The organism is Candidatus Poriferisodalis sp. (assembly GCF_965262965.1).
GTDB lineage: Bacteria > Actinomycetota > Acidimicrobiia > Acidimicrobiales > Poriferisodalaceae > Poriferisodalis.
Map to the genome: position 1 here is coordinate 1,795,200 of NZ_OZ253573.1, position 23,572 is coordinate 1,818,771.

Below are 23,572 nucleotides of genomic sequence, written 5' to 3' on the forward strand. Positions count from 1 at the left end.
CCATCCCAACCGCTACGCCGATCGGATCGCTAGCGGACCTGCCGGTACCGTCTCAGGACCTTGGTGACCCGTTCTGTCAAGCCGACTACCGTGCTGACGATGCGGTCCTGGCGGCGCGTGAGCAGGGCACTTCACCGGGTTGGCGACGCGCTCGTAGCCATCGTCTTCGTCATCGTCTTGATCTCCCTTCTTTTGGCATTCATGAACTGGCTTGCCTGACCTGAGCCTTTACGCTGCGCTGCACGGCGAAGAATCGAGCCGAGCACAAGCGCACTTCCCCACCCGTACGTCAACAGCGAGACGATGCGACCCCTGAGAGCGTGAGGGACTGTTGGCGAGCAGCTTGTGTAGCCGCATGGAAGGCAATGAAATTCATTTCGCTGCGGCTGGGTCGCTGGCTACAGTGCGCGGCCGGTGGTTCGGTGCCCGCCGGATCGGAGGCGTCCATGTTTGAAGGGGATCGATCCCGTCTCTACGATTGGCTCTGTGAGGAGACCGACGAGCGGCTCGCGGAGTACGTCGTGTCCCGCTTGAGTACCGTGCCGCTGGACGAGTTGGCCACGAAGAACGACATACGGCGGCTCGAGACCGACGTGCAGCGGGTCGAGACAGCCGTCGTGCGCTTGGCCGACCTGCGCGAAGCAGACCGTGGCGAGGCGACGGCTTTGCGTGACGCAGACCGTGCCGAGCGGGTGGCCGAGCGTGCGGCTGACCGTGCCGAGCGGGCGGCCGAGCGTGCGTCTGATCGGGCCGAGGCGAAGAGCCAGTTTCGGTGGCTGGTGGGCATCGTCGTCTCGTTCGGCGTGTCGATCCTTGTGGCGGTCGTCGCGCCGATGGCGGTGTCGCTCGTCTCAGGCTGATGAACTGGTCGCTCGTGCGGATCCCGTCGTGGCTGGGCTCCACGATGACGCTGGCGATCCCCATCACCAGCACGCTGATGGCCTGGGCGTTCTTGCGCGATCAGGTGTCGCTGTGGCAGTTCGTCGGGATGGCGGTAGTGATGTTCGCGGTCTCCGCAGTGGTGCTTGACCAGTCCCGCACGAAGCTGACGTAATCGCCCTTGGCGAGCCCGGTCGGGCTGGGACCGGTTACGGGTGAGTTGGGGAGGATCGTGGTGGTCAGGCTGTGACGGTGTCGACGGTGGTTTCCGGCAAGACGACAACCTCTGGGTCGGCGCCGAGCAATTCTCCGGCTTGCTGAATCAATGCCTCAAGTTCAGCGAGCGTGGAGGCGTTGGCGAAATACGCGGATTCACCGATGTCCCCTTCGGCTAGCCAATCTCCGCTGCCGTCATCGTCTCTGGTGATCACGACCTGCGCCATGTCATGCCCTCCATTGGGAAATTCAGAGTAACGCCTCGATCTCGTCCTCGGTCAGCCCCACCCTCTCGACCAGCATCGCCCGCAGGTGCTTGGGCTTCACCGTCCTGCCACCGTAAGCCTCCTGATCACGTCAAGAGAGATCTTCCTGTGTGCGCCGAGCATCAGCTTCGTTCGTCCGAAGCAAGCCTGAAACGGCGACGCCCCGTCGCCAGTGCGCTGCGCTGGGCTAGAACTGCGCGATGAAGTTCGGGATCTTCTACGAGCTGTCGGTGCCGCGCCCGTTCAGCCGAGCCAATGAGTGGTTGACGTACCACAACGCTCTGGAGCAGTGCCGGCTGGCCGACGAGCTGGGCTTCGACCACGTCTGGGCAGTGGAGCACCACTTCTTGGAGGAGTATTCCCACTGCCCCGCGCCCGAGGTATTCCTGACCGCGGTCGCCGCGCAGACACAGCGCATCCGGGTGGGACACGGCGCAGTGGTATGCGTGCCCGAGATGAACAACCCGATCCGCGTCGCCGAACGAGCCGCCGCGCTCGACATCGTCTCGAACGGCCGCCTGGAACTGGGGACTGCACGGTCGAGCACCTGGACCGAACTGGGCGGTTTCTGTGCAGACCCGGACGACACCAAGAAGACATGGGACGAATTCGTGCGGGTGATCCCGCAGATGTGGACCAGCGACGACTTCGGCTGGGAGGGTGCGCGCTTCGAGATGCCGGCGCGCAACGTCATTCCCAAGCCGTTCCAGGAGCCTCACCCGCCGATGTGGGTGACGGTCACGACTCCCGGCACCGAGCTGGACGCGGCTGAGCGCGGCTTGGGCTGTCTCGGCGTGAGCGCCGCACCGTTCGCGGAACAGGAGCGCCGCACCGTCGAGTACTACCGCCGGGTTGCCAACTGCGATCCGGTCGGCAGCTTCGTGAACGACCAGGTCCACACGCTCAACTTCCTGTACTGCCACGAGGACTACCGGCAGGCCGCCGCGCTGGGCCTTCCGATGGTTGGCGCGTTCAGCATGTCCAACGCGCACCTGTACTTCACGAGGGAGGCGTACCCGACGAGGGCCTACCAGACACTCGGCAACGCGGGCGCTGCGCTGCGCAGCCGCGCCGCCCCCAACGGGGCCGCTGCAGCTGACGATCCGAGTGCAGCCAAGGGTCTGCCCGAAGGCATCGGCGATCCCGACCACCTCATACGCACGATCCGCAAATGGGACGACGTCGGGGTCAGCGGCATCAACTTCCTGCTCAATGCCATGGAGATGATCCCCCAAGAACAGGTGCTCGACAGCCTGCGATTGTTCGCGACCGAGGTCATCCCGCAGTTCCAAACCCCGGCCGAACGGGCGCAGCCAGTGACGACGCCCACAACAGTTCCCGACGTCGGCCAGTCGAATGCGGCCACCTCGTCGACCACCCCAACCGGGGCGAGCCGATGATCTCGGGGACCGCGTCGGTCGACGAGTTGGCGGCCGGTGCGGCGGAAATCTCATCGTTCGGCAGCGAACCCATCACGCTGAGCGGCGTCACCGGTCTCTCGCTGATCGCCGAGCTGCGGCGCAGCGCCCGCGAGGAAGTCCTGCCGCCGGGACTGCACCCCATCGTGCCGCCCGCAATGTCTCTTCTTGCGTGGGATGTGGGCGACTCACCATGGGGGGCGTTCAGCGCCGCGTTTGTGCGAGTCGTGTGCCGCAGCGGCGCCCGCGCCCGAACGTTCTGTGTCGGTGCCGCAGCTTCCACGCAAGACGCCATCGACGGCTTGCGGTCGCAACTCGGCTTCCCCGCACAGCGCGCCGACGTGGCGTTGCGCCGCCGCTACGACGGCGTCGACCTGACGGTCGCCCAGATCGGCAAGGCGGGAGACGGCACCACAAATCGAAACAGCGCCGGGCCGATGTTGGCAGTGAGTGCCCTCGACCCCGATCCGCTGTCAGTTGGCGACCTCCAACAGGTCGGCTCGATAAACCTGGCGCGCACCCCGCTGGGGCTGCGGCTCGTCCAGGTCGAGACGCATCATGTGCCGTCCCGCGTGGAGCGGCTGGCCGCCCGAATCGACGCATTCGACGCCGACGCCTGGGGGCAATCGCTACTGGACCCGTATTGGGTCGTCAGCTGCTCGGTGTCGCTGGAAGACATCGAGATTCCCGCCATCGGCTTCGTCTGCGATCCTGCGTTGCCCACCGCTGAGGGCACCGAACGGGTGCAGTAAAACTTCCGCTGCCATGAGCGAATCGGCCCCCGAGACGACGAGCAGCGCTGCTGACGGTGCCGCTGAGACCGGCCCGCAGCTACGGGCAGTGGGCGTGACGATCGACTGCGCCGACCCGGAACGAATTGCCGACTTCTGGCAGGCAGCTCTGGGTTTCGCGAAACGAGTCGGCAACGGCCGTCCCTACATCACCCTGTCCGAAGGCGGCGGGAGCAGCCGCATGCTGAACCATCTGACGATCCAGCGAGTGCCCGAGGCCAAGACAGCCAAGCTGCGCGCGCATCTGGACCTGTTCACCGGTGACATGGGCACCGAGGTTGCGCGCCTTGTGGCATTGGGCGCGAGCGTGCTGGTGCCCGCTGCGGAAGAGACCGCCGGGCATTTGGGCTTCCGGGCAACCGTCATGGCTGACCCCGAGGGCTCGGAGTTCTGCGTCGTCTCCCGCTGACCACGGAATTGCAGCGGAAAGCTGGAACTCACACGCCGAATACGGGACGGGTGGTCCGCCCAATCCCACCGTGCGCGTGCGTCGGCAACCCAGCCAACACCGGATCCGCGACTGCCTACAATTGGACTGGAGTCACCTTCGCACCGCGGCCAGCGGCTCTGATTGTCTGTATTGGCGAACGGCTATCTTTCCGTCGGCGAATGTGTCGCTGTCAAGCTGGCGACGCACTCCAGCGGTGAGTCCAATCGGCTCTTCTTCCGGCGGCATCGGGTCATTGGATCTGTCGTCGGTCTCGGCCCAGATCTGCACGAGCATGCCGGCAGGATTGGCATGAAAGCTGCCAAGTGCCAGATACAGCGCGCGCCTGAGCACAGCGTAGGAGTTAGACGAGGGAGGACAGAGCAGCAGCGATTTACTAGTGTCACTCCTGGGAAGGCCCATAGTCGGGGTATCGATGAATCGCTCCTCGGATAAACCGTCCTGACCGGTCCACAGCGCCACAAATCTCTGAGTCGGCCCTGGCAACGATGCAATTTCCCGAATATGGTTCGAGAGATGTTTGTGAGGGTACCCGTCGTCCTCAACAATGTGTCTTGTGAACCAGCGACGGAACGCATAAGCCAGTCTACACACTGCAACGGTACCAGTGCCACGGAGTCTCTCGATGGGGCCACAGATGTAGTGTCCTGCCGTCATTAAAGGTAATCTCCACCTCATTTCGGGCGCGGAACGCCGATGTAGAAGTGCCGTCGCACAGTGCATATGGTGTCGCATTCATGGATTCCCATGGATAATATGCGGTGTCAGTCCTTTCGTCTAGAACTTTGTCTGTTCGCCACCGACGCTTAAGCCTCAGCGAGCCAGTTAGAACTACCCACTTGAATTGGCCGAAACACACTGCATAAGCTTCGCCGATCACCTCGCGGTAAGGATAGGTATGAAAGTTGACGTCGGTAGTTCTGTCGCAGGTAACGATATCGGGCGCTTCGTCTTTGCGCGTGGAGTAGTTGGGTGAGGGTCCCGGCCGGATAGGGGGGGATCCCCCAGAATCGGTGGTGTTCGATGCCCCGATTCGGGAGGATCCCTGTGGCTGTTGACCTTACGCGTGCGTTGCTGTTGATCGTCGGTCTGGGTCCTGGTGTGGCGGTGTTGGGGGTCGGGGGCCGCCGGGGCGACCCGCTGGAGATCGAGGTGGCTCTGACGGGTCGTCCGTGCTGTGGAGGCTGCGGGGGACCGGTGTGGGCTCACGGCGAGAGCTCGGTGAGCCTGGCGGACCTGCCGGCGTTCGGCCGGTCGGCGCGGCTGGTGTGGAACAAGCGCCGCTGGCGCTGCCCCGACGGATCGTGCGCGGTGTGCACGTTCACCGACCAAGAGCCGCGGATCGCTCCGCCCAGGGCGCGGGTGACTGCTCGGGCTGCGCGGCACGCGACCCGCCGAACGGGTGCTGGGCGAGCCGTCAGCGAGATCGCCGCCGAGCTGGGCATCGGCTGGCACACCGTGATGAGAGCGGTGCATCGGTGGGGCCGGGCATTGCTCGAAGCGGACACAGAACGCATCGACGGGGTCACCGCGTTGGGCCTGGACGAGATCTTGATGTTCCGACGCGGCCGATACCGCCGAAAGCACTGGGGAACCACTGTTGTGGACGCCCGAAGGGGCGTGCTGGCCGACATCGTGCCTGGTCGCAACGCTGCGGGGGCGACCAGGTGGATCCGTGCCCGCACGGTGCGATGGCGCAAGCGAGTGCGCTGGGCGGTCATGGACCTGTCGGGCCCGTATCGCAAGGCGTTCAGCACGGCACTGCCGCACGCCAAACAGGTCGCGGACCCGTTCCATGTGGTCAAGCTCGCAAACACGACCGTCGACGATGTGCGCCGCCGCGTGCAGAACGAGACCACCGGCGGGCGCGGCACCACCCACGACCCGCTGTACCGGATACGGCGGCTGCTGCTCACCGCAGCCGAGCGCGTCACCGACACCGGCCATGCGAAGCTGCGCGGCCTGCTCGCCGCCGGGGACCCACGAGGCGAGGTCCGCGACGCGTGGCACGCGAAGGAGACCCTGCGGCTCGTCTACCGGGTCCCCAGCCGCAAGCTCGCCGTCGAAGCGCTCGACGAGCTCGCCCGCGATCTCCAAGACGAAGCGTTCAGCCCCGAGCTGAACCGCCTCGGCCGCACTCTGCGCCGCTGGCGGACCCAGATCACCAACTGGCACCGATCACACGTGTCCAACGGACCGACCGAGGCCGCCAACAATCTGGCGAAACTCATCAAGCGCGTGTCGTTCGGGATCACCAACTTCGAGCACTACCGCATCCGCGTCCTGCTCTACGCCGGAAAGCCCGACTGGAGCCTGCTCGACACACTCACTCCACGCTAAAACGCGAAGAGCCCGATATCCCGTCTAACGGAGGACGTTGCTTCGCTAGCTGCCGCGGCTCCGCTAACTGCCGACCCGCCAGTGCCGCCACCGTGCGATTCCAAGAAATCGTCAACCAACCCATCGATGTGACTCTCTGAATAGCTCGACACTTCACCGGACCAGATCACTTGAGGTTCGTGACCCTCAACAGAGATAGCCACGTCGCGGTAAGTTGTCAGTTCAGTTGATTCAGGAGTTTGCGCGGAGCTAGCACTCGGGATGGCAGCCACGGATGCCACTAACGAGATCGCTAGGACGCTTCTTAGCCAGCGATTGAGTCTTGGAATTGGCCGCCGGTGGCGGCAAGCTTGGTGTTTCATGTGGGGACTTATACGCGTGGCTACACAGCTTCGCGTTGGTAGTCCCAGTCGTCTTTCGGCGGCGATGTGACAACGACGCGTGCGAGCTGTTCGGGGGTGACCGGCAGGGAGTCCGGCTCCGGTGCGGGGCTGGCCTTCATCGCAGCCCGCGACGCACGCTTGCGTTGCTTGCTCACGACAACAGTTCCAAGACTTGATCCAGCTTCGCTCCGACTCGGCTGATGCGACCCTCCATGCGGGCCGTGCCGGACTGAATCTCGCTGACCTGGCCTTCGAGATTGTTCAATCGCTGAACGTGCTCTGCCAGCACCGTGTTCATGCCGACCATGTAGTCGTGCAGAGTCATCAATGTGATCGGCTCCGCAGCGCCGTTATCGGTCATCGTGTGATCCTCTCCGCAGCGTCCCAAACCGCCGCTGCAACACACACCATACACGCGAGGTTGCGACACCCATAGGAAAAACGTTAGCGCGCGAACGTTCTCAGGACAGCCAACGAACCCGCGGCTAGTGGTTCGTCGTTGAAATGGTTGGGGCGCATATGGTGGGGGCATGACTGCTGGATTTGTCGTGTCGGATGCGGATCGTTTGTCGTTGGAGGGGGTGGCGATCGTGGCCGACACGCTGTGCGCCGAGCCGCCCGACGCGGCGACGTGCTGGTCGACGCGCCAGATGGCGGCCCGAGCGCGCGGTGGTGTTCAGCTTCGACGAAAAGACCCAGATCCAGGCGCTGGACCGCACCCAGCCGTCGCTGCCGATGCGCCCGGGCCGCAACCGCACGATGACCCACGACTACAAGAGAAACGGCACCATCGACCTGTTCGCCGCTCTCAACGTCGCCACCGGCGAGGTCCTCACCCAGACCCGCAAGCGCCACACCGGCGCCGACGTGCTCGCGTTCTTCAAATGGATCGACCTGCACACCCCGCGCCACCTCGACGTCCACGTCATCTTGGACAACGTCTCCGCCCACAAGTCCGAGCCCGTGCGCACCTGGCTCTCCCACCCCCGCCGCAAGCGCTGGCACCTGCACTTCACACCCACCAGCTCCAGCTGGGCGAACCTCGTCGAAGGCTGGTTCTCGATCCTGACCCGCAAAGCCCTCAAGACACAAGCGTTCACATCAGTCGAACACCTCAAAGACGTCATCGAGCACTGGGCCGCGCACTGGAACCACGACCCCAAGCCCCTCAAATGGACCAAGACAGCCGACCAGATCATCGCCAAAGTCAAACGAGCCCGAACCGCCCTAAACAAAACCGCGACACACCACTAGTGTCGCCGCTGCGACCACAACCGAACAACTCACGACAAGGTGCGTGCTGACCTCTTGCGGGAGCCACATGGTTCCCTCCGGACAGGTCAGCACGGTTGTGGTCGCACACACCACGCTCCCGCTCGGAGGGCACCGCCATGCGACCACTCGCCATCGGCATCGCCGCGATATTGCTGTTCGCCTGCACGGACAACGATGAGCCTGCGAACGCTGCACGACCGGCGCTCCCCGAATCCGTGTCCACAACGGAGCCGACACGCACATACGACGACTGTCTGACTGCGTACAAGATTCACAAGAACGCTCAGACCGCACGAACAGCCCGCACCGCTGCCTACGAGTGCGAGCCGCACATCACCGCCAGCTTCCATGACAAACTCGTAGAGGCCGCGAACACGATCCCGTCTCCCGGATGCAAAACGGCGTACCGCAACTGGCGCGAAGACCGACAATCCCCGCGGCTGGCGAGGATCACCCTGAAACGCTGCCAAAGCGAGATCGACGCTGAGTTCGCGTCGAAGCTCCGCAACGTAGCGGCCACGGCAACAACATGGACTCGGCGAACTGATCCCGAAACGGCGTGGTGCGTGACGATGATCCAGGCCAGCCAAGTGCTGTACGACGAGGGAGAGTTCGACCACGCGGCGTTGTTGCTGGCTACATGGCTCGAGGAATGTCAGTAGCTGGGGAGGAATCAACGCTTCCCCAGGTCGTTCTTGCGGATGCTGCGTCAAGCGGTCGTGACCGGGGTCATGTCACCGCCGACCGCGGCTGCGTTCGCCGGCCTCGCACTACCCGACATTGTGCAGATCCTCGGCCAGCCGTCGGGCGACGATCAGCAAGAGTCGCCACAGCTCGAGACAGAGTTCCGTGAATTCGAGGCAACCGGCGTCGTCTGACCCGGCGGTTTGGCCGGCGGCTTGGCCGTTCCCGCCGCGACCGTGGAACTTGTGACACGGGTGATATACCCTGCGGCGATATCCCCCCAGCCGCTTCGGTGGCTGGGTGCAGGGCCCGCTTCGGCGGGCCCTTGCGTTTTACCAGGCGCTTGGCTTGTGTATCTCCCCTTGGCTGTCCTGCACGACGGGTGCGAGCTGGCATCGTACGCGGATGCCCGACGACACTGCTGTCGCAGTCGCGCTCACCATCGCGCTGAGATATGCAACGATCATTCTCGATAGTCAATAGCGGAGCGCGTTGGGAGAAGCTCTGCGTCGTCACACGACGTCGGAAGCGGAGAAGCTACAGAGCGCTGGGCGGCTGCTGGAATACGACGCGAGGGAATTCGAGGCCAGCGTCGCGAAGTCTCTGGAGAAACTCGCGGAGGGACTGGAGCTTGACCCCGACGGGGACTGGATCGGATTCGTGCTCGACTTCCCGAACTGAGTCTTCGGCCATATCCCAACCCTAACGCGCGCGAGTGTTCGGGCTTACCACGGCTCCGACAGGTCCGACATCACGGCCGTGCCGACGACTGGCTCGCCGACCAGCGTCGCGTAGGGGAGCCGTTTGCCTTCCATGCCTTGCACGGTGCGAGACATCATGTCGTGAGTGTCGAACGAGCGGACGTTGTGCCGTCCGGCGAACTCCGCGACATAGCGATGCAGGTGCTTGGCGCTGATCTGGTGATAGGTGCCGATGAAACCACGCTTCAGCAAAGCCCAGTGCGACTCGATGCCGTTCGTGTGCGCCATGCCCCGCACGTACTCCCCGACCGAATGCTTGACGACATCGTGGCGGCGTGACAGCGCCTGGTACGCCCGATGCCCGTCGGTGTAGACGTGTGCGGTGGGCTTGGTGTGACCTTCCACGAACGGCACCAGGTTCGGGGCTTCGGTGCTCGGCACGACCCGTGCCGCGATCTTGCCGGTCGCTCGGTCCCTGACACCTACAACCGGGGTCTTGTCCGCCCCGCCGCGTCCCGTCAGCTGCTTGCGCTTGTGGGCGTGCATGTTCTTCGCTTTGCCGCCGATGAACGTCTCGTCCGCTTCCACGGGTCCGTCGAACACCAGACCGGCGTTGTCGTCGAGTGCTTCGCGCAGCCGATGCAGCAGATGCCACGCCGTTGCTTGCCGCACCCCGAGATCGCGGTGCAGCTTCATCGACGAGATGCCCTTGATGTTCGTCGTCAGCGCATAGATGGCGATGGCCCACGTCCGCAGGCTGAGCTTCGAGCCGTGCATCACCGTGACGACCTTCACCGAGAAATCCTTGCGGCACGTCCGGCATCTGTACGGCTGCGGTTTGCGGTTCTTGCGCTCGCACACGTCCGCCGAGTCGCAATGCGGGCAACGCATCCCGTCCGGCCAGCGCTACGCCACGAACCATGCTTCCGCAGCCTGCTCGTCGGGGAACAGGCTGAACAGTTCCACCAGCGTGATCCCTTTGCGGTAGTGCCTTCCAGGTGCTTTGCCCATGTCCATATTGTCGCAGGGGGGTGTGACATCGAAACCGCCGCTGGGTCCGCGCGCGGCAACCAGAAACACGCCATCTTGGGACGAGCCGACCCCCGGCACTAGTAATGCCGAGGGTCGGATGGCACCCCTGATTCGAGGCATGGCAGCCCAGTCGGATTCGTTCGGCTGGGCTGCTTTCTATCGGTGACGGTACCCGATGAATCGCGCGGAGCGCGCGAATGCTTGGCGTAGGACTCTCAAGCTGTGTAGCCACGCGTATAAGTCCCTTCATGTGAGATTCCCGTGGCTTGAACGTCAAGTGTAGTTCTTCACAGAATCGCACTGGCCACATCAGCCAACGTTCTGGTGACGCGTGGCTGACCGCGAGGGCTCGGAGTTCTGAGTCGTCTCCCGCTGAGTGGCTGCACGGAAAGGTGCGCCGGCAGCTATAGCGTCTGTGCTTGGCCGTCTGAACGGGCGGCAACGAAGTGGGCCCAGCGGCGCTCGACGGCCAGGCCCTCAGGCAGTGGAAGGTCGTTCGCGGTGCGCAGGCAGCGGCGCAGCGCCCGGGCGGCCTATGCGTCGATGCGGGCGAGCTGGCCGGCCAGCTCTTCCGTGCGGCTGTCCAGATCGTCTGTGGGGACGACCTCGCACACGATGCCCAGTCGGTGCGCCTCGGCCGCATCGACGTTGCGTCCGCTGAGCACCATCGGCAGCGCGGCGCCCGGTCCGATGGCCGCGGTGAGGCTCTGCGTGCCGCCCGCCGCGGGGAGCATGCCCAGCTTGGTCTCGGGCAGTCCCAGGACCGCATCGGTGCTGGCGATGCGGAGGTCGCAAAGCAGTGACATCTCCAGGCCCGAGCCGAGGGCGTAACCGTGCAACGAACACAGCGTCGGCACCGGCAGGCTCAGCAGCAGCAGCCACGGGTCGCGATCCCAGCGAATCCGGCGGGCATCGAAGATGGACTCCGCGGTGCCGAACTCGGACAGGTCGGCACCAGCGCTGAAGTGCTTGCCCTCGGCGGCCAGTACCACGCAGCGCACATCGGGGACGTCACGCACAGCCGTGATCGCCTCAATCAGGCCGTCTCGCATTTCGAGGTCGTAGATGTTGAGCGGCGGATGGCACAGCGTGATCGTGGCAACGCCGTCATGGCCGAAATCCAGCCGGACTCGCTCAGCCATGCCAGTTCCCATCGGTCCAGGCGCCGGTGGTCAGGGCGCCTCCGGCGCGGCTGCATGCCGCCCACCCAGCCAGCGGCGCCATTGCGCCCGCCAGCGACACACGCGTGTGCTGGGGCGCGACGCCCGCGAGCTGGCCCACTGCGGCGCACGCTGCCTGCAGTCCGGCAAGCGGATCGGGGTAGGAGTACGCAGGCGCCTGCGGATCGTCGCTCAGCCAGCCCAGGCCCGAGGCGGCGTGCACCCCGGTGCCGTAGGCGATCCAGTCGCGCTCCGGCGAATCCGGCTCAAACGCGGTGATCGCCAAGGAGCGCAGCCGGGAGTGGCGAGGGAAAAGTTGGGTGGGCTGCAGATCGAGGTTGGCGAGCGCCCGCGGCGACAATGAGGTCACCAGCAGATCCGCCGATGCCAGCAGCGCGTCCAAGTCCCGGCGATCTGTCTCCCGCCGCAGGTCCAACTCGATCACGGTCTTGTGTTCGTTGAGTTCGGCGTACATCGGTGACCCAGCCAGGCCGTCGGGTCGGGCAACCGAGGTGACCTTGTGGACCTCGGCGCCTGCGCGGCCCAGCAATTCCGTGCACAGCGGGCCTGCCCACATCGAAGTGAGGTCCACCACTCTGGCGCCGTCGACGCCGGTCGTGGCGCGATGTTCGTCGCCCGACAGGATCCCAACTGGGGGTGCAGGCGCAACGGGCAGCCGGCGATACGGCGTGACCGGCAGGCGCCACTCCTGCGCGGCGACGGCGACGGCTTCTGGATCAAGCTCGTGCCCGTGCACCGCGGTGAACCGCTCCCACGCCCCGGTGTCGTCCGGTCCGAGGTCCACACACAGCGCGCCAGTGCCCCAAGGGACCGGTTCGCTCGCCACGTCAGCAGTACCGAGCCGGCGGGGCATGTCGATCCACATCGACCCATCGCCGACCAGCACTCGCCCGAGCCAACCGTCAATCGCTGCGGCAAGTTGAGCTCCGTAGGCGAACAGACCCGGCGGCAGCCAATCACTCACGGTCAACGCCCCGCGCTGCGTTCAACACTCGCGCACCGATCAACACAGCGGGTCGGGTGGCAACGAACGGGCCCCCGCAGCCGCAGCTTGCGAGGACTGCGGGGTGTTCGGTGCCAGGACCCGACCCGCGGGCCCCCATCAAAGGCCGACGCCCTGCACCGAGTCTGATGCTTCGCATGGCTAACGCCCTGCGAAGTCCGGCGGGCGCTTGTCGAAGAAGGCGGCGAGGCCTTCGGCGCGGTCTTCGGTGGCGGCGAGCTGGTGGTTCAGGTCGCCTTCGAGCCGGAGGGGGGCAGCTCCGAGCCTCGATGCACAGCTTCCTTGGCGAACTCCAGTGCGAGCGGCCCCGCGCCGCTCAGTTCGTCGAGCCATTGGTCCACGGCACCGTCCAGATCTTCGGGCACCGCGTGGACGAGTCCCCATTCGAGGGCTGCCCGTGCGTCGAGAGACTTCCCCAGCAGCAGCATTGCGCTCGCTCGGGAAGCCCCGACCACGCGAGGCAAGCGCTGTGTTCCTCCCCACGACGGGAGTCGGCCGTCCAGCGGGTCACGCAGAGCAAAGCTCGCGCCCGCGTCGCACAGCCGGACATCACACGCCAGCGCAATCTCCAGGCCTGCGCCCGAACACTCGCCGCTGATGACGCCCATGACCGGGCCCCGCACAGCGGCCAGCGCGGAAGCCGGATCGGGTTGCACGTCGAACGGTTCGAAGCTGATGCCCGAGCAGAAGTCGGTGCCGGGCTCGTTGCGCACGACCAGCACTGCCGGCTCGCGCGCTTCGCGCACCGACGCGCAAAGCCGAACCAGCGCACGTGCTGCGGCGGGGTCGAGTTCGCCGCCGGCCAAGGTGTGCTCGATGCGGTTCAGGGCACCACCACGCTTTCGGGTGGCCGGCGAGTGTCGCCTGCCGTCTGCAGAGGTCGGTCCGACAAGTCGACCCTACGTTCGATTGTCGGCCTCAGTCGGCCGACTTGGTCTTCTTCGGCTCCTGGAGGGCCATGTCCTTGCCGTCGCACTGCAAGGTCACCGCGCCCGGCTTGGTGACGAGCACCTCGATACCGGAATCTTCGTCCTGGTAACGCTTGCCGACCTTCAGTCCCTCGCCGCCGGCAGACGCGGACATGACAGCCTCGCCACCCTTGGTGACGATGACCTGCACGCCACCGTCGAAGTCCAGACGCTCTCCAGCCTTGGTCGCCACATCATCTCCCTGGTCTCATCGTGTCAATGCGGAATGTGGTCGATACGAAGCTACACGTCGCGCACCCGCATTACCTCGCGGCAACAACTAGCCCTGATTATTCATGAGTCTGGTGGGTTTGGGTGTGTGAGTCCGCGGAAAAGCCCCTCTGATCTGCGACGATGCGTGTTGTCGACACACGCAGTGTGCAGTTCAGAGAGGCATCTCCGAGGTGAAACTTGGCAGTGTGGCAAATGCGCGTCTGGCAGGCGGCGGTGATCGGGTGGCGTGGGGCGCGGGACTGTTCGCTTTGGGCGGTTTCGCGGACCGCGTCGGGCTGACCGGGGCGCTGTCGGCGGCGGTGCCGCGGGGCGGCGAGCGTGCCCCGGTCCATGACCGGGGCGTGTTGTTGGTGCATCTGTTGTTGGTGCTGGCCGGGGGCGGTGAGGCGTGCACAGATATCGAGCATCTGCGGTCCCAGCGGGACCTGTTCGGGGCGGTGGGGTCGGACTCGACGCTGTATCGGACGCTGCGAGGCATCGACGGCTCGGGACTGGGGGCGCTGTGGGGCGCCGCGGCGACCGCACGCGCCGAGGCGTGGTCGAAGCGCCGAGCCGGCGGCCCGTTGGCGGTCGACATCGACTCGACGCTGGTGGAGGTCCACTCTGAGAACAAGCAGGGCGCTGCGCCCCATTACAAGGGCAGGTACGGGTTCGGGCCGATGATCTGCTCGACTGGCGACGGGGAGCCGCTGTGGGCCAAGCTGCGCCCGGGCAACGCCGCCGCGAACGACATCGCCGATCACATAGAAGTGCTCGACGCGGCGGTCTCGGTGCTGCCCGCAGCTGACGCGGCGGTCCACCGCGCAGGCGACGACGCGGCGCTGGGGGGACGCGAGATGGTGCTGCGGGTCGACGCCGGGGGCTGCTCGGCGCGCATCGCAGCAGCATGCCGGGACCGCAACATCACGTTTTTCATGTCCGCTCGGGCCACCGCGGGCATCGACGTCGCCATCGCGGCTGCGCGCTGCGATCCCCGACGGTGGACCGCCGGGGTGGCGAACCCCACCCAGCGCCATCCCAAAGCCCACGTCGCGGAGCTGACCGATCTGGTGGACCTGTCGGGCTGGCCCGCACGCACACGGCTGATCATCCGACGCGAACCGCGCCACCCGGGCGCGCAGCGCAGCCTGTTCGCGTCGGAGAACTTCCGCTGCTGGGGATTCCTCACCGACGCCCAAGCCGGCCCAGCCCAGCTCGACAAGCTCATGCGAAAGCACGCCGACGTCGAAGACGCCGTCGCGCGTCTCAAGGACTCCGGGCTGGCGCGCATGCCCTTCACAGCCCGGGACGCCAACTGCGCATGGGCAACGCTGTGCACCATCAGCGCCGCGCTCGTGCACTGGTTCCAGACACACTGCCTCACCGGACCGCTCAAACGCGCAGCACCCAAACGGCTCCGCTGGACGCTGTGGCACCTGCCCGCGCTCGTATGCGAAACCGGCCGACGCACCTGGCTGCGGCTCCCCACAGCACACCCCGGCGCCAAAGCCCTGCTCGCCGCCCAGCACTCCAACTGAGCACCCCGTACCCCCAGCCGCCAACAGCGCCGCTCACGCGGCGGCCGACCCGTCGCGCCCACACACCCATGTCAGGGTCCAACACCGGCCCTGCGACCACCCCAGCGGCACCAAACAACACCCACCGGGTCCCGTCAAGCCGACTAACCCGCCCGACACACCAAAACACAACCCAAAAACACCGAACCGGCATTCTCGTGAATAATCAGGGCTAGGGGTCTGCCCGAAGGCGTCGGCATCGGCGATCCCGACCACCTCGTGCGGACAATTCGCCAGTGGGAAGACGTCGGTGTGACCGGCATCAACTTTCTGCTCAACGCCATGGAGATGATCCCCCAAGAACAGGTGCTCGACAGCCTGCGGCTGTTCGCGACCGAGGTCATCCCGCAGTTCCAAACCCCGGCCGAACGGGCGCGGCCAGTGACGACGCCCACAACAGTTCCCGACGTCGGCCAGTCGAATGCGGCCACCTCGTCAACCACCCCAACCGGGGCGAGCCGATGATCTCGGGGACCGCGTCGGTCGACGAGTTGGCCGTAGGTGCGGCGGAAATCTCATCGTTCGGCAGCGAACCCATCACGCTGAGCGGCGTCACCGGTCTCTCGCTGGTCGCCGAGCTGCGGCGCAGCGCCCGCGAGGAAGTCCTACCACCGGGACTGCATCCCATCGTGCCGCCCGCAATGTCGCTCGTTGCCTGGGATGTCGGCAACTCACCGTGGGGGGCGTTCAGCGCCGCGTTTGTGCGAGTCGTGTGCCGCAGCGGCGCCCGCGCCCGAACGTTCTGTGTCGGCGCCACAGCCTCCACCCAAGACGCCGTCGACGGCTTGCGGTCGCAACTCGGCTTCCCCGCACTGCAAGCCGAGGTCTCGTTGCGCCGCCACTACGACGGCGTCGACCTGACGGTCGCCCCGAGGGGCGAGGCGAGCGACGACACGGCGAGTCGCAATGGCGCGGGGCCGATGCTCGCAGTGAGTGCCCTCGACCCCGATCCGCTGTCGGTTGGCGACCTTCAGCAGGTCGGCTCGATGAACCTGGCGCACACCCCGTTGGGACTGCGGCTCGTCCAGGTCGAAACCCATCACATGCCGTCCCGCGTGGAGCGACTCGCCGCCCGTATCGACGCATTCGATGCCGAGGCCTGGGGTCAGCGGCTGCTTGATCCGTACTGGGTCGTGAGCTGTTCGGTGTCGCTTGAGGACATCGAGATTCCCGCGATTCGATTCGTGTGCGATCCCGCCGAGCCCGCCGCTGAGGGCACCGAACGCGTCCAGTAGCGTCCGCTGCCATGAGCGAATCGGCCCCCGATACCACCGACAGCGCCACTGAGACCGGCTCGCCGCTGCGGGCCGTGGGCGTGACGATTGACTGCTCCGATCCGGAGCGAACTGCCGATTTCTGGCAGGCAGCGGTCGGTTTTGCTCAGCGGGTCGGCAACGGCCGTCCCTACATCACGCTGTCGGACGCGGGCGGCGGCCGGATGCTGAACCACCTGACCATCCAGCGCGTGCCTGAAGCCAAGACGGCGAAACTGCGGGCCCATCTGGACCTGTTCACCGGTGACATGGACAGCGAGGTAACCCGCCTGGTGGCGCTCGGCGCGACCGTGCTGGTGCCGGCCAACACCGAGACCGAACCTGACGGTCACCTCGGCTTCCGCGCCACCGTCATGGCCGATCCCGAAGGCTCCGAGTTCTGCGTCGTCTCCCGCTAGACGCAGCGCCCATCTCCCACTCCGTCACCCCCGACCACCCTCCTAGGAGAATGTGACTCCCTCACGGAGCCATGCTGCGAGGGATTCTTCGTCGATGTCGCCAGCTGCCACGGCGAGCATCGTCTGTTCTGCGTCGTCGAAATCGGGTGGATCAGGATCCCAGCGTCCGCCATTGAGATCGATGAACATGACGAGTGCTGCCCAAGCTGCTCGCTTGTTGCCATCTGGCAGCGGATGGTTGCGTGCCAAGCGCCAGCAGAGCACCGCTGCTTTGTCCATCAAGTCCGGGTAGAAATCCGTCCCGCCGAAGCTCGCTTGCGGGGCGTGCAGCGCAGAGTCAGCCAATTCGATGCGGGCAGATCTGGATAGCTCTTCAGCCTGAACTCCAGTGACCTGCTCGGCGAGCCAGAGATACTCAGCGATGCTCAGATACCTGGTCACCGTGCGAGCCGCTCAAGCAGCTCGCGATCTCTCTCAAGCAGGCGTTTCGCCGTGGAAGTGAAATCGTCGTCTGCGCGCACCCGGCCGATCTCGGCGCGCAACGAGTCGACGATGAGCTGATTCATACTCGAACCTTGAACGCGGGCGACGACCTCAGCTTCCTGCGCCAGATCGTCCGGCAGCCGGACCGTCGTCTGTCTTGTCATGAGATCATGATATCGCGATACCACCCATGAGTCCTCGCACGCGCCCCGAAGCAGGCATCCACGCAGGCTGCCTTGCGCGCTCAGGCGGCGTGACGATGAGCGGCAGTCAAGAGCACAGCAGAGTTGCTGTCCCTCAGGCGTCTGCGCCAGCGGCAACGAGGCTGGCCCAGCGACGCTCGGTGGCGAGGCCGTGCTCGAGCGGAAGATCGTTCGCGGCGCGAAGACAGCGACGGAGCGCCCGTGCTGTGAGCGGGTTGATGCGCGCAAGCTCGCTCGCCAGCTCGACAGTCCTGCCTTCGAGGTCATCGGGCGGGACGACCTCGCAGACGATGCCCAGACGCTGAGCCTCGACGGCGTCAATGCTGCGTCCGCTGAGCACCAGTGGCAGCGCTGCAGTCGGTCCTATTGCGGCGGTCAGGCTCTGAGTGCCGCCTGCAGCGGGCAGCATGCCTAGCTTCACCTCGGGCAGTCCCAGGATCGTATCGGTGCTGGCGATGCGCAGATCGCAGAGCAGCGACATCTCCAGTCCCGAGCCGAGGGCGTAGCCGTGCAACGCGCACAGCGTCGGCACCGGCAGATTCACAAGCGGCAGCCACGGGTCACGGTCCCAGCGGATTTGCCGTGCCTCGAAGATGGACTCGGCTGTGCCGAACTCGGACAGGTCGGCCCCGGCGCTGAAGTGCTTGCCTTCGGCAGCGAGCACCACGCAGCGCACATCGGGCACGTCGCGGACTGCCGTGATGGCCTCAATCAGCCCGTCGCGCATCTCGAGGTCGTAGATGTTGAGCGGCGGATGGCACAGCGTGATCGTGGCAACGCCGTCGTGATCGAAGACCAGCCGGACTCGCTCAGCCATGACTGTTCCCATCGGTCCGGGCTCCGGAGGTCGGGGTGCAAGCTGCCCGGGCCGCAAGCGGTGCGACCGCACCTGCGAGCGACACCCGCTGGTGTGGTGGCGCGCTGCCGGCTAGCTGATCCAACGCAGCGGCAGCAGCTTGAAGCCCGGCGAGAGGATCGGGATAGGAATAGGCGGGCGCTTGCGGCTCGTCGCCCAGCCAGCCCAAACCCGACGCGGCATGCACGCCCGTTCCGTATGCAATCCAGTCGCGTTCAGGCCCACCCGGATCGAATGCAGTAATTGCCATGGTGCGCAAGCGCGAGTGCCACCCACAGAGCTGCTCGGGCAGCAGGTCGAGATTGGCAAGCGCCCGCGGCGACAGCGAGGTGACCAGCAGATCGGCAGACGCCAGCATCTGATCGAGGGAGCGTCGGTCTGCTGCGAGCCGCAGATCCAGGTCGACCACGGTCTTGTGGGCATTCAGCTCCGCGTGCATCGGTGTGCCCGCCAAGCCATCGGGTCGGGCTGCGGAAGTGACCTTGTGGACCTCAGCACCTGCACGACCGAGAAGCTCGGTGCACAGCGGGCCAGCCCACATCGAGGTCAGATCCACCACCTTCGCTCCGTCGATGCTGGTCGTGCTAGTTGGCTCGTTGCCAGTTGGGGCCGCGACCTGGCCGACAGCTGCCGCAGGTATCCGGCGATACGGCGTGACTGGAAGGCGCCATTCCTGCGCGGCAACGGCGACGGCGTCGGGGTCAGGCTCGTCTCGGTGCACCTCGGCGAAGTGTTCCCACGTCTCGACGTCGTCGGGCCCGAGGTCGACGCAGAGCGCGCCATTGCCCCAGGGCACGGGGGCGCTCGGCACGTCGGCAGTACCGAGCCGGCGGGGCAGGTCGATCCACGCTTCCCCGTCTCCCACCAACGTGCGGCCCAGCCGACTGTCAATGGCCGCAGCCAATTCAGATCCGTACGCGAACAGACCCGGTGGAAGCCAGACGCTCATCGCCCACCACTGAGTCTGATGCTTCGCATGGCTAACGCCCTGCACCGAGTCTGATGCTTCGCATGGCTAACGCCCTGCGAAGTCCGGCGGGCGCTTGTCGAAGAATGCGGCGAGGCCCTCGGCGCGGTCGTCGGTGGCGGCCAATTGGTGGTTCAAGTCGCCCTCGAGACGGAGTCCGTCGGCGAGAGGAAGCTCCGAACCCCGGTGGACGGCTTCTTTCGCAAACTCAAGTGCTAACGGCCCTGCGCCGGCCAGCTCGTCGAGCCAGCGCTCGACAGCACCGTTGAGGTCTTCTTCCACCGCACCTATCAGGCCCCACTCCAGGGCCGTCGGTGCGTCAATCTCGCTTCCCAGCAACAACATCGCACTGGCCCGGGATCCCCCGACTGCACGAGGCAGGCGCTGCGTGCCTCCCCAGGCCGGGAGCCGGCCATCGACGGCGTCGCGCATCGCAAAGCGAGCGGTCTGATCGCACAGACGGACATCGCTGGCCAGCGCAAACTCGAGTCCGGGTCCGTAGCAAGCGCCGCTGATGGCGCAGATCACCGGACTCCTCACTGCTGCCAGCGCTGCTGCCGGATCGGGCTGGAGTTCGAGCGGATCGAAGCTGATGCCCGAACAGAAGTCGGTGCCGGGTTCGTTGCGCAGGACCAGCACGGCCGGTTCGCGTGCCTCGCGCACAGACGCACAGAGGTCGGCAAGCGCACGCGCTGCGGCGCGGTCGAGATCGCCGCCGCTCAGGGTGTGTTCGATGCGGTTCAGAATGCCACCACCCCCTTGGGTGGCCGGCGCAGGTTGCCCCGATACGACCTCAATCGGCCTCAGTCGGCCGACTTGGTCTTCTTTGGCTCCTGCAGTGCCATGTCCTTGCCGTCGCACTGCAAGGTCACCGCGCCCGGCTTGGTGACGAGCACCTCGATACCGGAATCTTCGTCCTGGTAACGCTTGCCGACCTTCAGGCCCTCGCCACCGGCGGACGAGGAAATGACAGCCTCGCCACCCTTGGTGACGATGACCTGCACACCACCGTCGAAGTCCAGACGCTCTCCAGCCTTGGTTGCCACAGGATCCCCCTGGTCTCATCGTGTCAATGCGGAATGCGGTCGCCACGAAGCTACACGTCGCGCACCCGCATTACCTCACGAAGAACAGACACAATGACGCAGTGACCGTACGACAAACAGCGCTCGTGGTGGGAGGCACCGGGCCCACCGGTCCGCTCGTCGTCAACGGGCTCATCGAACGCGGCTTCGACGTGACCATCCTGCACACGGGGCGGCACGAGACCGAGCTCATCGACCCAGAAGTCCGACACATCCATACCGATCCATTCGACGGCGAGGCCACCGGCGAAGCGCTCAGCGGCGAGGACTTCGACGTTGCCGTGGTCATGTACGGGCGACTGAGAGTGCTGGCGCAGCTGCTGGCAGGACACTGCAACCACTTCGTGTCGATCGGCGGTGTCGGCGTGTACCGCGGCTTCGGCAGTCCAGATGATCTGTTCCCCTTTGGCATGCCCGTCCCGCTGCCGCACAGTGCAGCATTGATCGGCGACGGCGAGGAATTCCGCAAGCTGCGGATGATCCGGGTCACCGAGGAAGCCGTGCTTGAACACCACCCCACGGCCATCCACCTGCGCTACCCGCAGCTCTACGGGCCTCGCCAGCCGCTGCCACGCGAGTGGCCCCTCGTGCGACGGGCGCTCGACAGGCGGCCGTACCTCGTCGTGGCCGACGGCGGCCTCACGGTGAAGAGCCAGGGTTGGATCGGCAACGCTGCCCACGCCACGCTGCTGGCCTGCGACGCGCCCACTGCAGCTCTCGGCGGCATCTACAACGTGGCCGACTCGTCCGCGCTGGCGATCGCGCAGATCGCGGAGATCGTCGCCGCCGAACTCGACCACAGCTTTGAGCTGGTGTCCTTGCCTTACGACCTTGCAGCTCCCGCACGGTGGCTGGCAGACAATCCGCTTGAGCGCGGTGGCTCACTCGAGCAGCGACTGGGTGATCCCTTCGACTACAAGGCCGAGGATCGGCTGGTGGCGGCTTGGAAGGATCTACGGCAAGGCTTCGACGAGACCATCGCCGGCATCGACTGGCTCAGCGAACCCAACTACGGCAGCGCGTATGTCGGCAACCGCCCCAACCCCGGTGTCTCAGAAAAACGAGAGAGCCTGAACTCGGCCGATTCGCGGCCGAAACCAGTGACCGGCTGAGCTGCTCAGCGAGCCAGCGGGCCCCTCAGCAAGCGACCCGGGACGGCACCGGTCACCTTGCCGTGCTCGGTGATGACTTCACCGTTGACGATCGTGGCCGCAAAGCCGGTTGCGGTCTGGCGCAGGCGTGGCTCACCCGCCGGCAGGTCGTGCACCAGCTCGGGCATGTCGGGCGAGACCGTCTCGGGGTCGAAGACGTTCACATCGGCCGCCTTGCCGACAGCCAGCACGCCACGGTCATCGAAGCCCCAGGCCGTCGCGGGCAGCTGCGTGATGCGGCGCACCGCGTCGGTCAGTGTGAACTCCTGACGGTCGCGAACCCAGTGCCCCAGCAGGTGGGTCTGCAGCGACGAGTCCATGATCTGGGTGACATGCGCCCCGCTGTCGGAGAACGTGGGGATCGCGCGTGGGTGCTTCAGCAGTCGCAGCACCAAATCCTGGTCCTGGTTGGCGATGGCCTGGACGAAGAACAGCTCCAAGTCGCTGTCCACGGCCAAGTCGACGAATGCATTCATCGGGGTCACGCCCCGTTCTGCTGCAATTTCTTCGACCGTGCAGAACGGCGGCAACGGTCGCGTCAACGGATAGATGTGCGCCCAGACAGGCTTGCGGGCCTCCGGGCCGAGGGCCCTCCCGTAGTCACCATTCTCAGCCTCGTCGACGAGCCGAGCTCGAGTTTCGGGGTCTCGAAGCGCTGCCCACTGCTCGCCCCGTGAGCCCGCGCGCATCTCTTGCCACAGCGGCAGCGCGTCGAACGGCAGCGTGGTGCGGAACGACAGCAGAGTGCCGAGGCAGCGACTGTGCGCCTGACCCCACGAGATGCCGCCCGCGGCGTTGATGCCGTCCAGCAGCTTGATCACCGGCTTCCAGTGGTGGTCTTCGCTGGAGGGGGCCAGCATTCCGTAGGTGATCGGGACACGAGTGCGGGCGCCTAGCTCGACGAGCTTGGCCACGTAGGCATCGTTCCGCTCGGCGTCACGTGAGCGCAGGTCGCCGTGGTTGGCCAGCTCGAAGATGCCGGCACCCATGACGCCCATTTCGCTGACCAAAGCATCGATCTCGGACCATTCCGCCATCCGCGAAGCCACTGGGCGATCGTCGGCGGTCTCGTGGTTGTACGAGATGGAAGTGGTGAAGCCGATGGCACCTGCACGCAGCGAGTCTCGCAACTGCGCCAGCATCAGCGCGAGTTCGTCATCGTTGGCGCCACGATCGAACGCCGCCTCGCCCATTGCCCAGGTCCGAAGCGCCGAGTGGCCCATGTAGCCGGCGTAGTTGATGCCCTTGGGCGTGGCCTCGACGAAATCGAGGTACTCGGGAAAAGTTTCCCAGGTCCACTCGATGCCGGCGGCCATCGCTTCAGCGGAGATGTCCTCTGCCCGCTCAAGGTTTCGCACCACGAGGTGGCGAGCATCGGAGCGGGCCGGGGCCAGCGTGAAGCCGCAGTTTCCCATCACGACCGTGGTCACGCCATGAAAGCACGAGCTCTCGCCCATGGGATCCCAGGCGATTTGCGCATCCATGTGCGTATGGACATCGACGAAGCCCGGCGTCACGGCATGGCCTTCAGCGTCAATTGTGCGGTCGGCGCGACGTCCGGACAGCTGGCTGGGAAACTCGCCGATCTCGGCCACGACACCGTCGGAGATGAGGACGTCGGCTCGGCGCGGCTCCGCACCCGTGCCGTCCACCAAAGTCCCGCCTCGAATCAGCAGATCTCCCATGGCTGTCCCCCTCTGCTGCGGCCTCGCTCGCCGTCAACCTGCACGGTAACGACAACGACACCGTGATGCGTGACGTGCCTCGTCTCCGGCTTCGA

The 23,572-nt window shown here is 65.8% G+C and carries 30 protein-coding genes and 1 pseudogene; 15 read left to right on the plus strand and 16 right to left on the minus strand.

Annotated features, from left to right (window positions below):
• Window positions 1-446: 446 nt before the first annotated feature.
• On the plus strand, window positions 447-860 hold the full coding sequence (locus tag ACQY5K_RS08575; protein ID WP_428121993.1) for a hypothetical protein: 414 nt from the start codon (window positions 447-449) through the stop codon (window positions 858-860).
• A complete protein-coding gene (locus ACQY5K_RS08580; RefSeq protein ID WP_428121995.1) occupies window positions 860-1,054 on the plus strand; it encodes an EamA family transporter in 195 nt (64 codons plus the stop codon). Before ACQY5K_RS08575 ends, ACQY5K_RS08580 begins: the two co-directional genes overlap by 1 nt.
• A gap of 64 nt (window positions 1,055-1,118) precedes the next feature.
• On the opposite strand, the gene ACQY5K_RS08585 is transcribed toward ACQY5K_RS08580, so the two are convergent.
• Window positions 1,119-1,322 carry a hypothetical protein gene (locus ACQY5K_RS08585; protein ID WP_420442854.1) on the minus strand — a complete coding sequence of 68 codons (204 nt, stop codon included), beginning with the start codon at window positions 1,320-1,322 and terminating at the stop codon, window positions 1,119-1,121.
• Window positions 1,323-1,561: 239 nt separating this feature from the next.
• On the opposite strand from ACQY5K_RS08585, the gene ACQY5K_RS08590 reads away from it, so the two are divergent.
• Genes ACQY5K_RS08590 through ACQY5K_RS08600 form a run of 3 tightly spaced genes read left to right on the plus strand, consistent with a single transcriptional unit; the run spans window position 1,562 to window position 3,979 of the window.
• Window positions 1,562-2,761, plus strand: coding sequence for an LLM class flavin-dependent oxidoreductase (locus tag ACQY5K_RS08590; protein WP_428121998.1), 1,200 nt, complete (start codon window positions 1,562-1,564; stop codon window positions 2,759-2,761).
• The gene (locus tag ACQY5K_RS08595) at window positions 2,758-3,531 is read left to right on the plus strand and encodes a hypothetical protein (RefSeq protein ID WP_428122000.1); all 774 of its coding nucleotides are present in this window, start codon (window positions 2,758-2,760) and stop codon (window positions 3,529-3,531) included. The genes ACQY5K_RS08590 and ACQY5K_RS08595 overlap by 4 nt, the downstream gene beginning before the upstream one ends.
• A gap of 13 nt (window positions 3,532-3,544) precedes the next feature.
• The gene (locus ACQY5K_RS08600) at window positions 3,545-3,979 is read left to right on the plus strand and encodes a VOC family protein (protein WP_428122002.1); all 435 of its coding nucleotides are present in this window, start codon (window positions 3,545-3,547) and stop codon (window positions 3,977-3,979) included.
• 132 nt (window positions 3,980-4,111) lie between these two features.
• Here ACQY5K_RS08600 and ACQY5K_RS08605 read toward each other — a convergent pair whose 3' ends face one another.
• On the minus strand, window positions 4,112-4,480 hold the full coding sequence (locus tag ACQY5K_RS08605) for a hypothetical protein (protein WP_428122004.1): 369 nt from the start codon (window positions 4,478-4,480) through the stop codon (window positions 4,112-4,114).
• Window positions 4,481-5,065: 585 nt separating this feature from the next.
• On the opposite strand from ACQY5K_RS08605, the gene ACQY5K_RS08610 reads away from it, so the two are divergent.
• Window positions 5,066-6,358 carry an ISL3 family transposase gene (locus ACQY5K_RS08610; protein WP_428122007.1) on the plus strand — a complete coding sequence of 431 codons (1,293 nt, stop codon included), beginning with the start codon at window positions 5,066-5,068 and terminating at the stop codon, window positions 6,356-6,358.
• 382 nt (window positions 6,359-6,740) lie between these two features.
• Here ACQY5K_RS08610 and ACQY5K_RS08615 read toward each other — a convergent pair whose 3' ends face one another.
• Complete coding sequence (locus ACQY5K_RS08615; protein ID WP_428122009.1) at window positions 6,741-6,896, minus strand: hypothetical protein; 156 nt, start codon at window positions 6,894-6,896, stop codon at window positions 6,741-6,743.
• Window positions 6,893-7,102: a hypothetical protein gene (locus ACQY5K_RS08620; RefSeq protein ID WP_428122012.1), complete on the minus strand. Its 210-nt coding sequence runs from the start codon at window positions 7,100-7,102 to the stop codon at window positions 6,893-6,895. Before ACQY5K_RS08620 ends, ACQY5K_RS08615 begins: the two co-directional genes overlap by 4 nt.
• A gap of 194 nt (window positions 7,103-7,296) precedes the next feature.
• On the opposite strand from ACQY5K_RS08620, the gene ACQY5K_RS08625 reads away from it, so the two are divergent.
• The 4 genes from ACQY5K_RS08625 (at window position 7,297) to ACQY5K_RS08640 (ending at window position 9,381) form a co-directional block, all read left to right on the plus strand.
• Complete coding sequence (locus tag ACQY5K_RS08625) at window positions 7,297-7,995, plus strand: IS630 family transposase (protein ID WP_428122015.1); 699 nt, start codon at window positions 7,297-7,299, stop codon at window positions 7,993-7,995.
• Between the two features lie 137 nt (window positions 7,996-8,132).
• Window positions 8,133-8,678, plus strand: coding sequence for a hypothetical protein (locus ACQY5K_RS08630; RefSeq protein WP_428122017.1), 546 nt, complete (start codon window positions 8,133-8,135; stop codon window positions 8,676-8,678).
• Window positions 8,679-8,717: 39 nt separating this feature from the next.
• Complete coding sequence (locus ACQY5K_RS08635) at window positions 8,718-8,894, plus strand: hypothetical protein (protein ID WP_428122020.1); 177 nt, start codon at window positions 8,718-8,720, stop codon at window positions 8,892-8,894.
• Between the two features lie 298 nt (window positions 8,895-9,192).
• Window positions 9,193-9,381, plus strand: coding sequence for a hypothetical protein (locus ACQY5K_RS08640; protein WP_428122022.1), 189 nt, complete (start codon window positions 9,193-9,195; stop codon window positions 9,379-9,381).
• A 44-nt stretch (window positions 9,382-9,425) separates the two neighbouring features.
• On the opposite strand, the pseudogene ACQY5K_RS08645 reads toward ACQY5K_RS08640, so the two are convergent.
• The 5 genes and pseudogenes from ACQY5K_RS08645 to ACQY5K_RS08665 form a co-directional block, all read right to left on the minus strand.
• Window positions 9,426-10,412: pseudogene (locus ACQY5K_RS08645) on the minus strand (IS1595 family transposase).
• Window positions 10,413-10,966: 554 nt separating this feature from the next.
• Window positions 10,967-11,575: an enoyl-CoA hydratase/isomerase family protein gene (locus ACQY5K_RS08650; RefSeq protein WP_428122024.1), complete on the minus strand. Its 609-nt coding sequence runs from the start codon at window positions 11,573-11,575 to the stop codon at window positions 10,967-10,969.
• Entirely contained in the window at window positions 11,568-12,578 is a 1,011-nt protein-coding gene (locus ACQY5K_RS08655) for a CoA transferase (protein ID WP_428122026.1), read from the minus strand. Before ACQY5K_RS08655 ends, ACQY5K_RS08650 begins: the two co-directional genes overlap by 8 nt.
• A gap of 266 nt (window positions 12,579-12,844) precedes the next feature.
• Window positions 12,845-13,423, minus strand: coding sequence for an enoyl-CoA hydratase/isomerase family protein (locus tag ACQY5K_RS08660; protein WP_428122028.1), 579 nt, complete (start codon window positions 13,421-13,423; stop codon window positions 12,845-12,847).
• Between the two features lie 112 nt (window positions 13,424-13,535).
• Window positions 13,536-13,778, minus strand: a complete 243-nt coding sequence (locus ACQY5K_RS08665) for a hypothetical protein (protein ID WP_428122030.1) — start codon at window positions 13,776-13,778, stop codon at window positions 13,536-13,538.
• 226 nt (window positions 13,779-14,004) lie between these two features.
• Here ACQY5K_RS08665 and ACQY5K_RS08670 point away from each other — a divergent pair, with 226 nt between their 5' ends.
• From ACQY5K_RS08670 to ACQY5K_RS08685, 4 genes are all read left to right on the plus strand, one after another.
• A complete protein-coding gene (locus ACQY5K_RS08670; RefSeq protein WP_428122032.1) occupies window positions 14,005-15,336 on the plus strand; it encodes an IS1380 family transposase in 1,332 nt (443 codons plus the stop codon).
• A gap of 258 nt (window positions 15,337-15,594) precedes the next feature.
• A complete protein-coding gene (locus ACQY5K_RS08675; protein WP_428122033.1) occupies window positions 15,595-15,840 on the plus strand; it encodes a hypothetical protein in 246 nt (81 codons plus the stop codon).
• On the plus strand, window positions 15,837-16,610 hold the full coding sequence (locus ACQY5K_RS08680) for a hypothetical protein (RefSeq protein ID WP_428122035.1): 774 nt from the start codon (window positions 15,837-15,839) through the stop codon (window positions 16,608-16,610). The genes ACQY5K_RS08675 and ACQY5K_RS08680 overlap by 4 nt, the downstream gene beginning before the upstream one ends.
• 11 nt (window positions 16,611-16,621) lie before the next feature.
• Complete coding sequence (locus tag ACQY5K_RS08685) at window positions 16,622-17,047, plus strand: VOC family protein (protein ID WP_428122038.1); 426 nt, start codon at window positions 16,622-16,624, stop codon at window positions 17,045-17,047.
• A gap of 42 nt (window positions 17,048-17,089) precedes the next feature.
• Here the strand turns inward: ACQY5K_RS08685 and ACQY5K_RS08690 are convergent, their stop codons facing one another.
• The 6 genes from ACQY5K_RS08690 to ACQY5K_RS08715 form a co-directional block, all read right to left on the minus strand.
• Window positions 17,090-17,488, minus strand: coding sequence for a type II toxin-antitoxin system death-on-curing family toxin (locus ACQY5K_RS08690; RefSeq protein WP_420446388.1), 399 nt, complete (start codon window positions 17,486-17,488; stop codon window positions 17,090-17,092).
• The gene (locus tag ACQY5K_RS08695; protein WP_419551964.1) at window positions 17,485-17,694 is read right to left on the minus strand and encodes a hypothetical protein; all 210 of its coding nucleotides are present in this window, start codon (window positions 17,692-17,694) and stop codon (window positions 17,485-17,487) included. The genes ACQY5K_RS08690 and ACQY5K_RS08695 overlap by 4 nt, the downstream gene beginning before the upstream one ends.
• Before the next feature lie 133 nt (window positions 17,695-17,827).
• On the minus strand, window positions 17,828-18,550 hold the full coding sequence (locus ACQY5K_RS08700; RefSeq protein WP_428122042.1) for an enoyl-CoA hydratase/isomerase family protein: 723 nt from the start codon (window positions 18,548-18,550) through the stop codon (window positions 17,828-17,830).
• Window positions 18,543-19,538, minus strand: coding sequence for a CoA transferase (locus tag ACQY5K_RS08705; protein ID WP_428122045.1), 996 nt, complete (start codon window positions 19,536-19,538; stop codon window positions 18,543-18,545). The genes ACQY5K_RS08700 and ACQY5K_RS08705 overlap by 8 nt, the downstream gene beginning before the upstream one ends.
• A gap of 66 nt (window positions 19,539-19,604) precedes the next feature.
• Window positions 19,605-20,417 (minus strand): enoyl-CoA hydratase/isomerase family protein, encoded by an 813-nt coding sequence (locus ACQY5K_RS08710; RefSeq protein ID WP_428122048.1) that lies wholly within the window; start codon window positions 20,415-20,417, stop codon window positions 19,605-19,607.
• Window positions 20,360-20,602 carry a hypothetical protein gene (locus tag ACQY5K_RS08715; protein WP_420446383.1) on the minus strand — a complete coding sequence of 81 codons (243 nt, stop codon included), beginning with the start codon at window positions 20,600-20,602 and terminating at the stop codon, window positions 20,360-20,362. The genes ACQY5K_RS08710 and ACQY5K_RS08715 overlap by 58 nt, the downstream gene beginning before the upstream one ends.
• Before the next feature lie 101 nt (window positions 20,603-20,703).
• Between ACQY5K_RS08715 and ACQY5K_RS08720 the strand changes: the two genes are divergently transcribed.
• Window positions 20,704-21,753, plus strand: a complete 1,050-nt coding sequence (locus tag ACQY5K_RS08720) for a hypothetical protein (RefSeq protein ID WP_428122051.1) — start codon at window positions 20,704-20,706, stop codon at window positions 21,751-21,753.
• A 5-nt stretch (window positions 21,754-21,758) separates the two neighbouring features.
• Here the strand turns inward: ACQY5K_RS08720 and ACQY5K_RS08725 are convergent, their stop codons facing one another.
• Window positions 21,759-23,477, minus strand: coding sequence for an N-acyl-D-amino-acid deacylase family protein (locus ACQY5K_RS08725; RefSeq protein WP_428122053.1), 1,719 nt, complete (start codon window positions 23,475-23,477; stop codon window positions 21,759-21,761).
• Window positions 23,478-23,572: the final 95 nt, after the last annotated feature.

What these genes read in the sequence shown, in the direction of transcription:
- ACQY5K_RS08600 (WP_428122002.1), top strand. Translation starts at nt 3,545, where the DNA reads ATGAGCGAATCGGCCCCCGAGACGACGAGCAGCGCTGCTGACGGTGCC.
- ACQY5K_RS08590 (WP_428121998.1), top strand. Translation starts at nt 1,562, where the DNA reads ATGAAGTTCGGGATCTTCTACGAGCTGTCGGTGCCGCGCCCGTTCAGC.
- ACQY5K_RS08685 (WP_428122038.1), top strand. Translation starts at nt 16,622, where the DNA reads ATGAGCGAATCGGCCCCCGATACCACCGACAGCGCCACTGAGACCGGC.
- ACQY5K_RS08705 (WP_428122045.1), bottom strand. Translation starts at nt 19,538, where the DNA reads ATGAGCGTCTGGCTTCCACCGGGTCTGTTCGCGTACGGATCTGAATTG.
- ACQY5K_RS08700 (WP_428122042.1), bottom strand. Translation starts at nt 18,550, where the DNA reads ATGGCTGAGCGAGTCCGGCTGGTCTTCGATCACGACGGCGTTGCCACG.
- ACQY5K_RS08580 (WP_428121995.1), top strand. Translation starts at nt 860, where the DNA reads ATGAACTGGTCGCTCGTGCGGATCCCGTCGTGGCTGGGCTCCACGATG.
- ACQY5K_RS08620 (WP_428122012.1), bottom strand. Translation starts at nt 7,102, where the DNA reads ATGACCGATAACGGCGCTGCGGAGCCGATCACATTGATGACTCTGCAC.
- ACQY5K_RS08725 (WP_428122053.1), bottom strand. Translation starts at nt 23,477, where the DNA reads ATGGGAGATCTGCTGATTCGAGGCGGGACTTTGGTGGACGGCACGGGT.
- ACQY5K_RS08595 (WP_428122000.1), top strand. Translation starts at nt 2,758, where the DNA reads ATGATCTCGGGGACCGCGTCGGTCGACGAGTTGGCGGCCGGTGCGGCG.
- ACQY5K_RS08625 (WP_428122015.1), top strand. Translation starts at nt 7,297, where the DNA reads ATGCGGATCGTTTGTCGTTGGAGGGGGTGGCGATCGTGGCCGACACGC.
- ACQY5K_RS08695 (WP_419551964.1), bottom strand. Translation starts at nt 17,694, where the DNA reads ATGACAAGACAGACGACGGTCCGGCTGCCGGACGATCTGGCGCAGGAA.
- ACQY5K_RS08575 (WP_428121993.1), top strand. Translation starts at nt 447, where the DNA reads ATGTTTGAAGGGGATCGATCCCGTCTCTACGATTGGCTCTGTGAGGAG.
- ACQY5K_RS08680 (WP_428122035.1), top strand. Translation starts at nt 15,837, where the DNA reads ATGATCTCGGGGACCGCGTCGGTCGACGAGTTGGCCGTAGGTGCGGCG.
- ACQY5K_RS08630 (WP_428122017.1), top strand. Translation starts at nt 8,133, where the DNA reads ATGCGACCACTCGCCATCGGCATCGCCGCGATATTGCTGTTCGCCTGC.
- ACQY5K_RS08635 (WP_428122020.1), top strand. Translation starts at nt 8,718, where the DNA reads ATGCTGCGTCAAGCGGTCGTGACCGGGGTCATGTCACCGCCGACCGCG.
- ACQY5K_RS08650 (WP_428122024.1), bottom strand. Translation starts at nt 11,575, where the DNA reads ATGGCTGAGCGAGTCCGGCTGGATTTCGGCCATGACGGCGTTGCCACG.
- ACQY5K_RS08585 (WP_420442854.1), bottom strand. Translation starts at nt 1,322, where the DNA reads ATGGCGCAGGTCGTGATCACCAGAGACGATGACGGCAGCGGAGATTGG.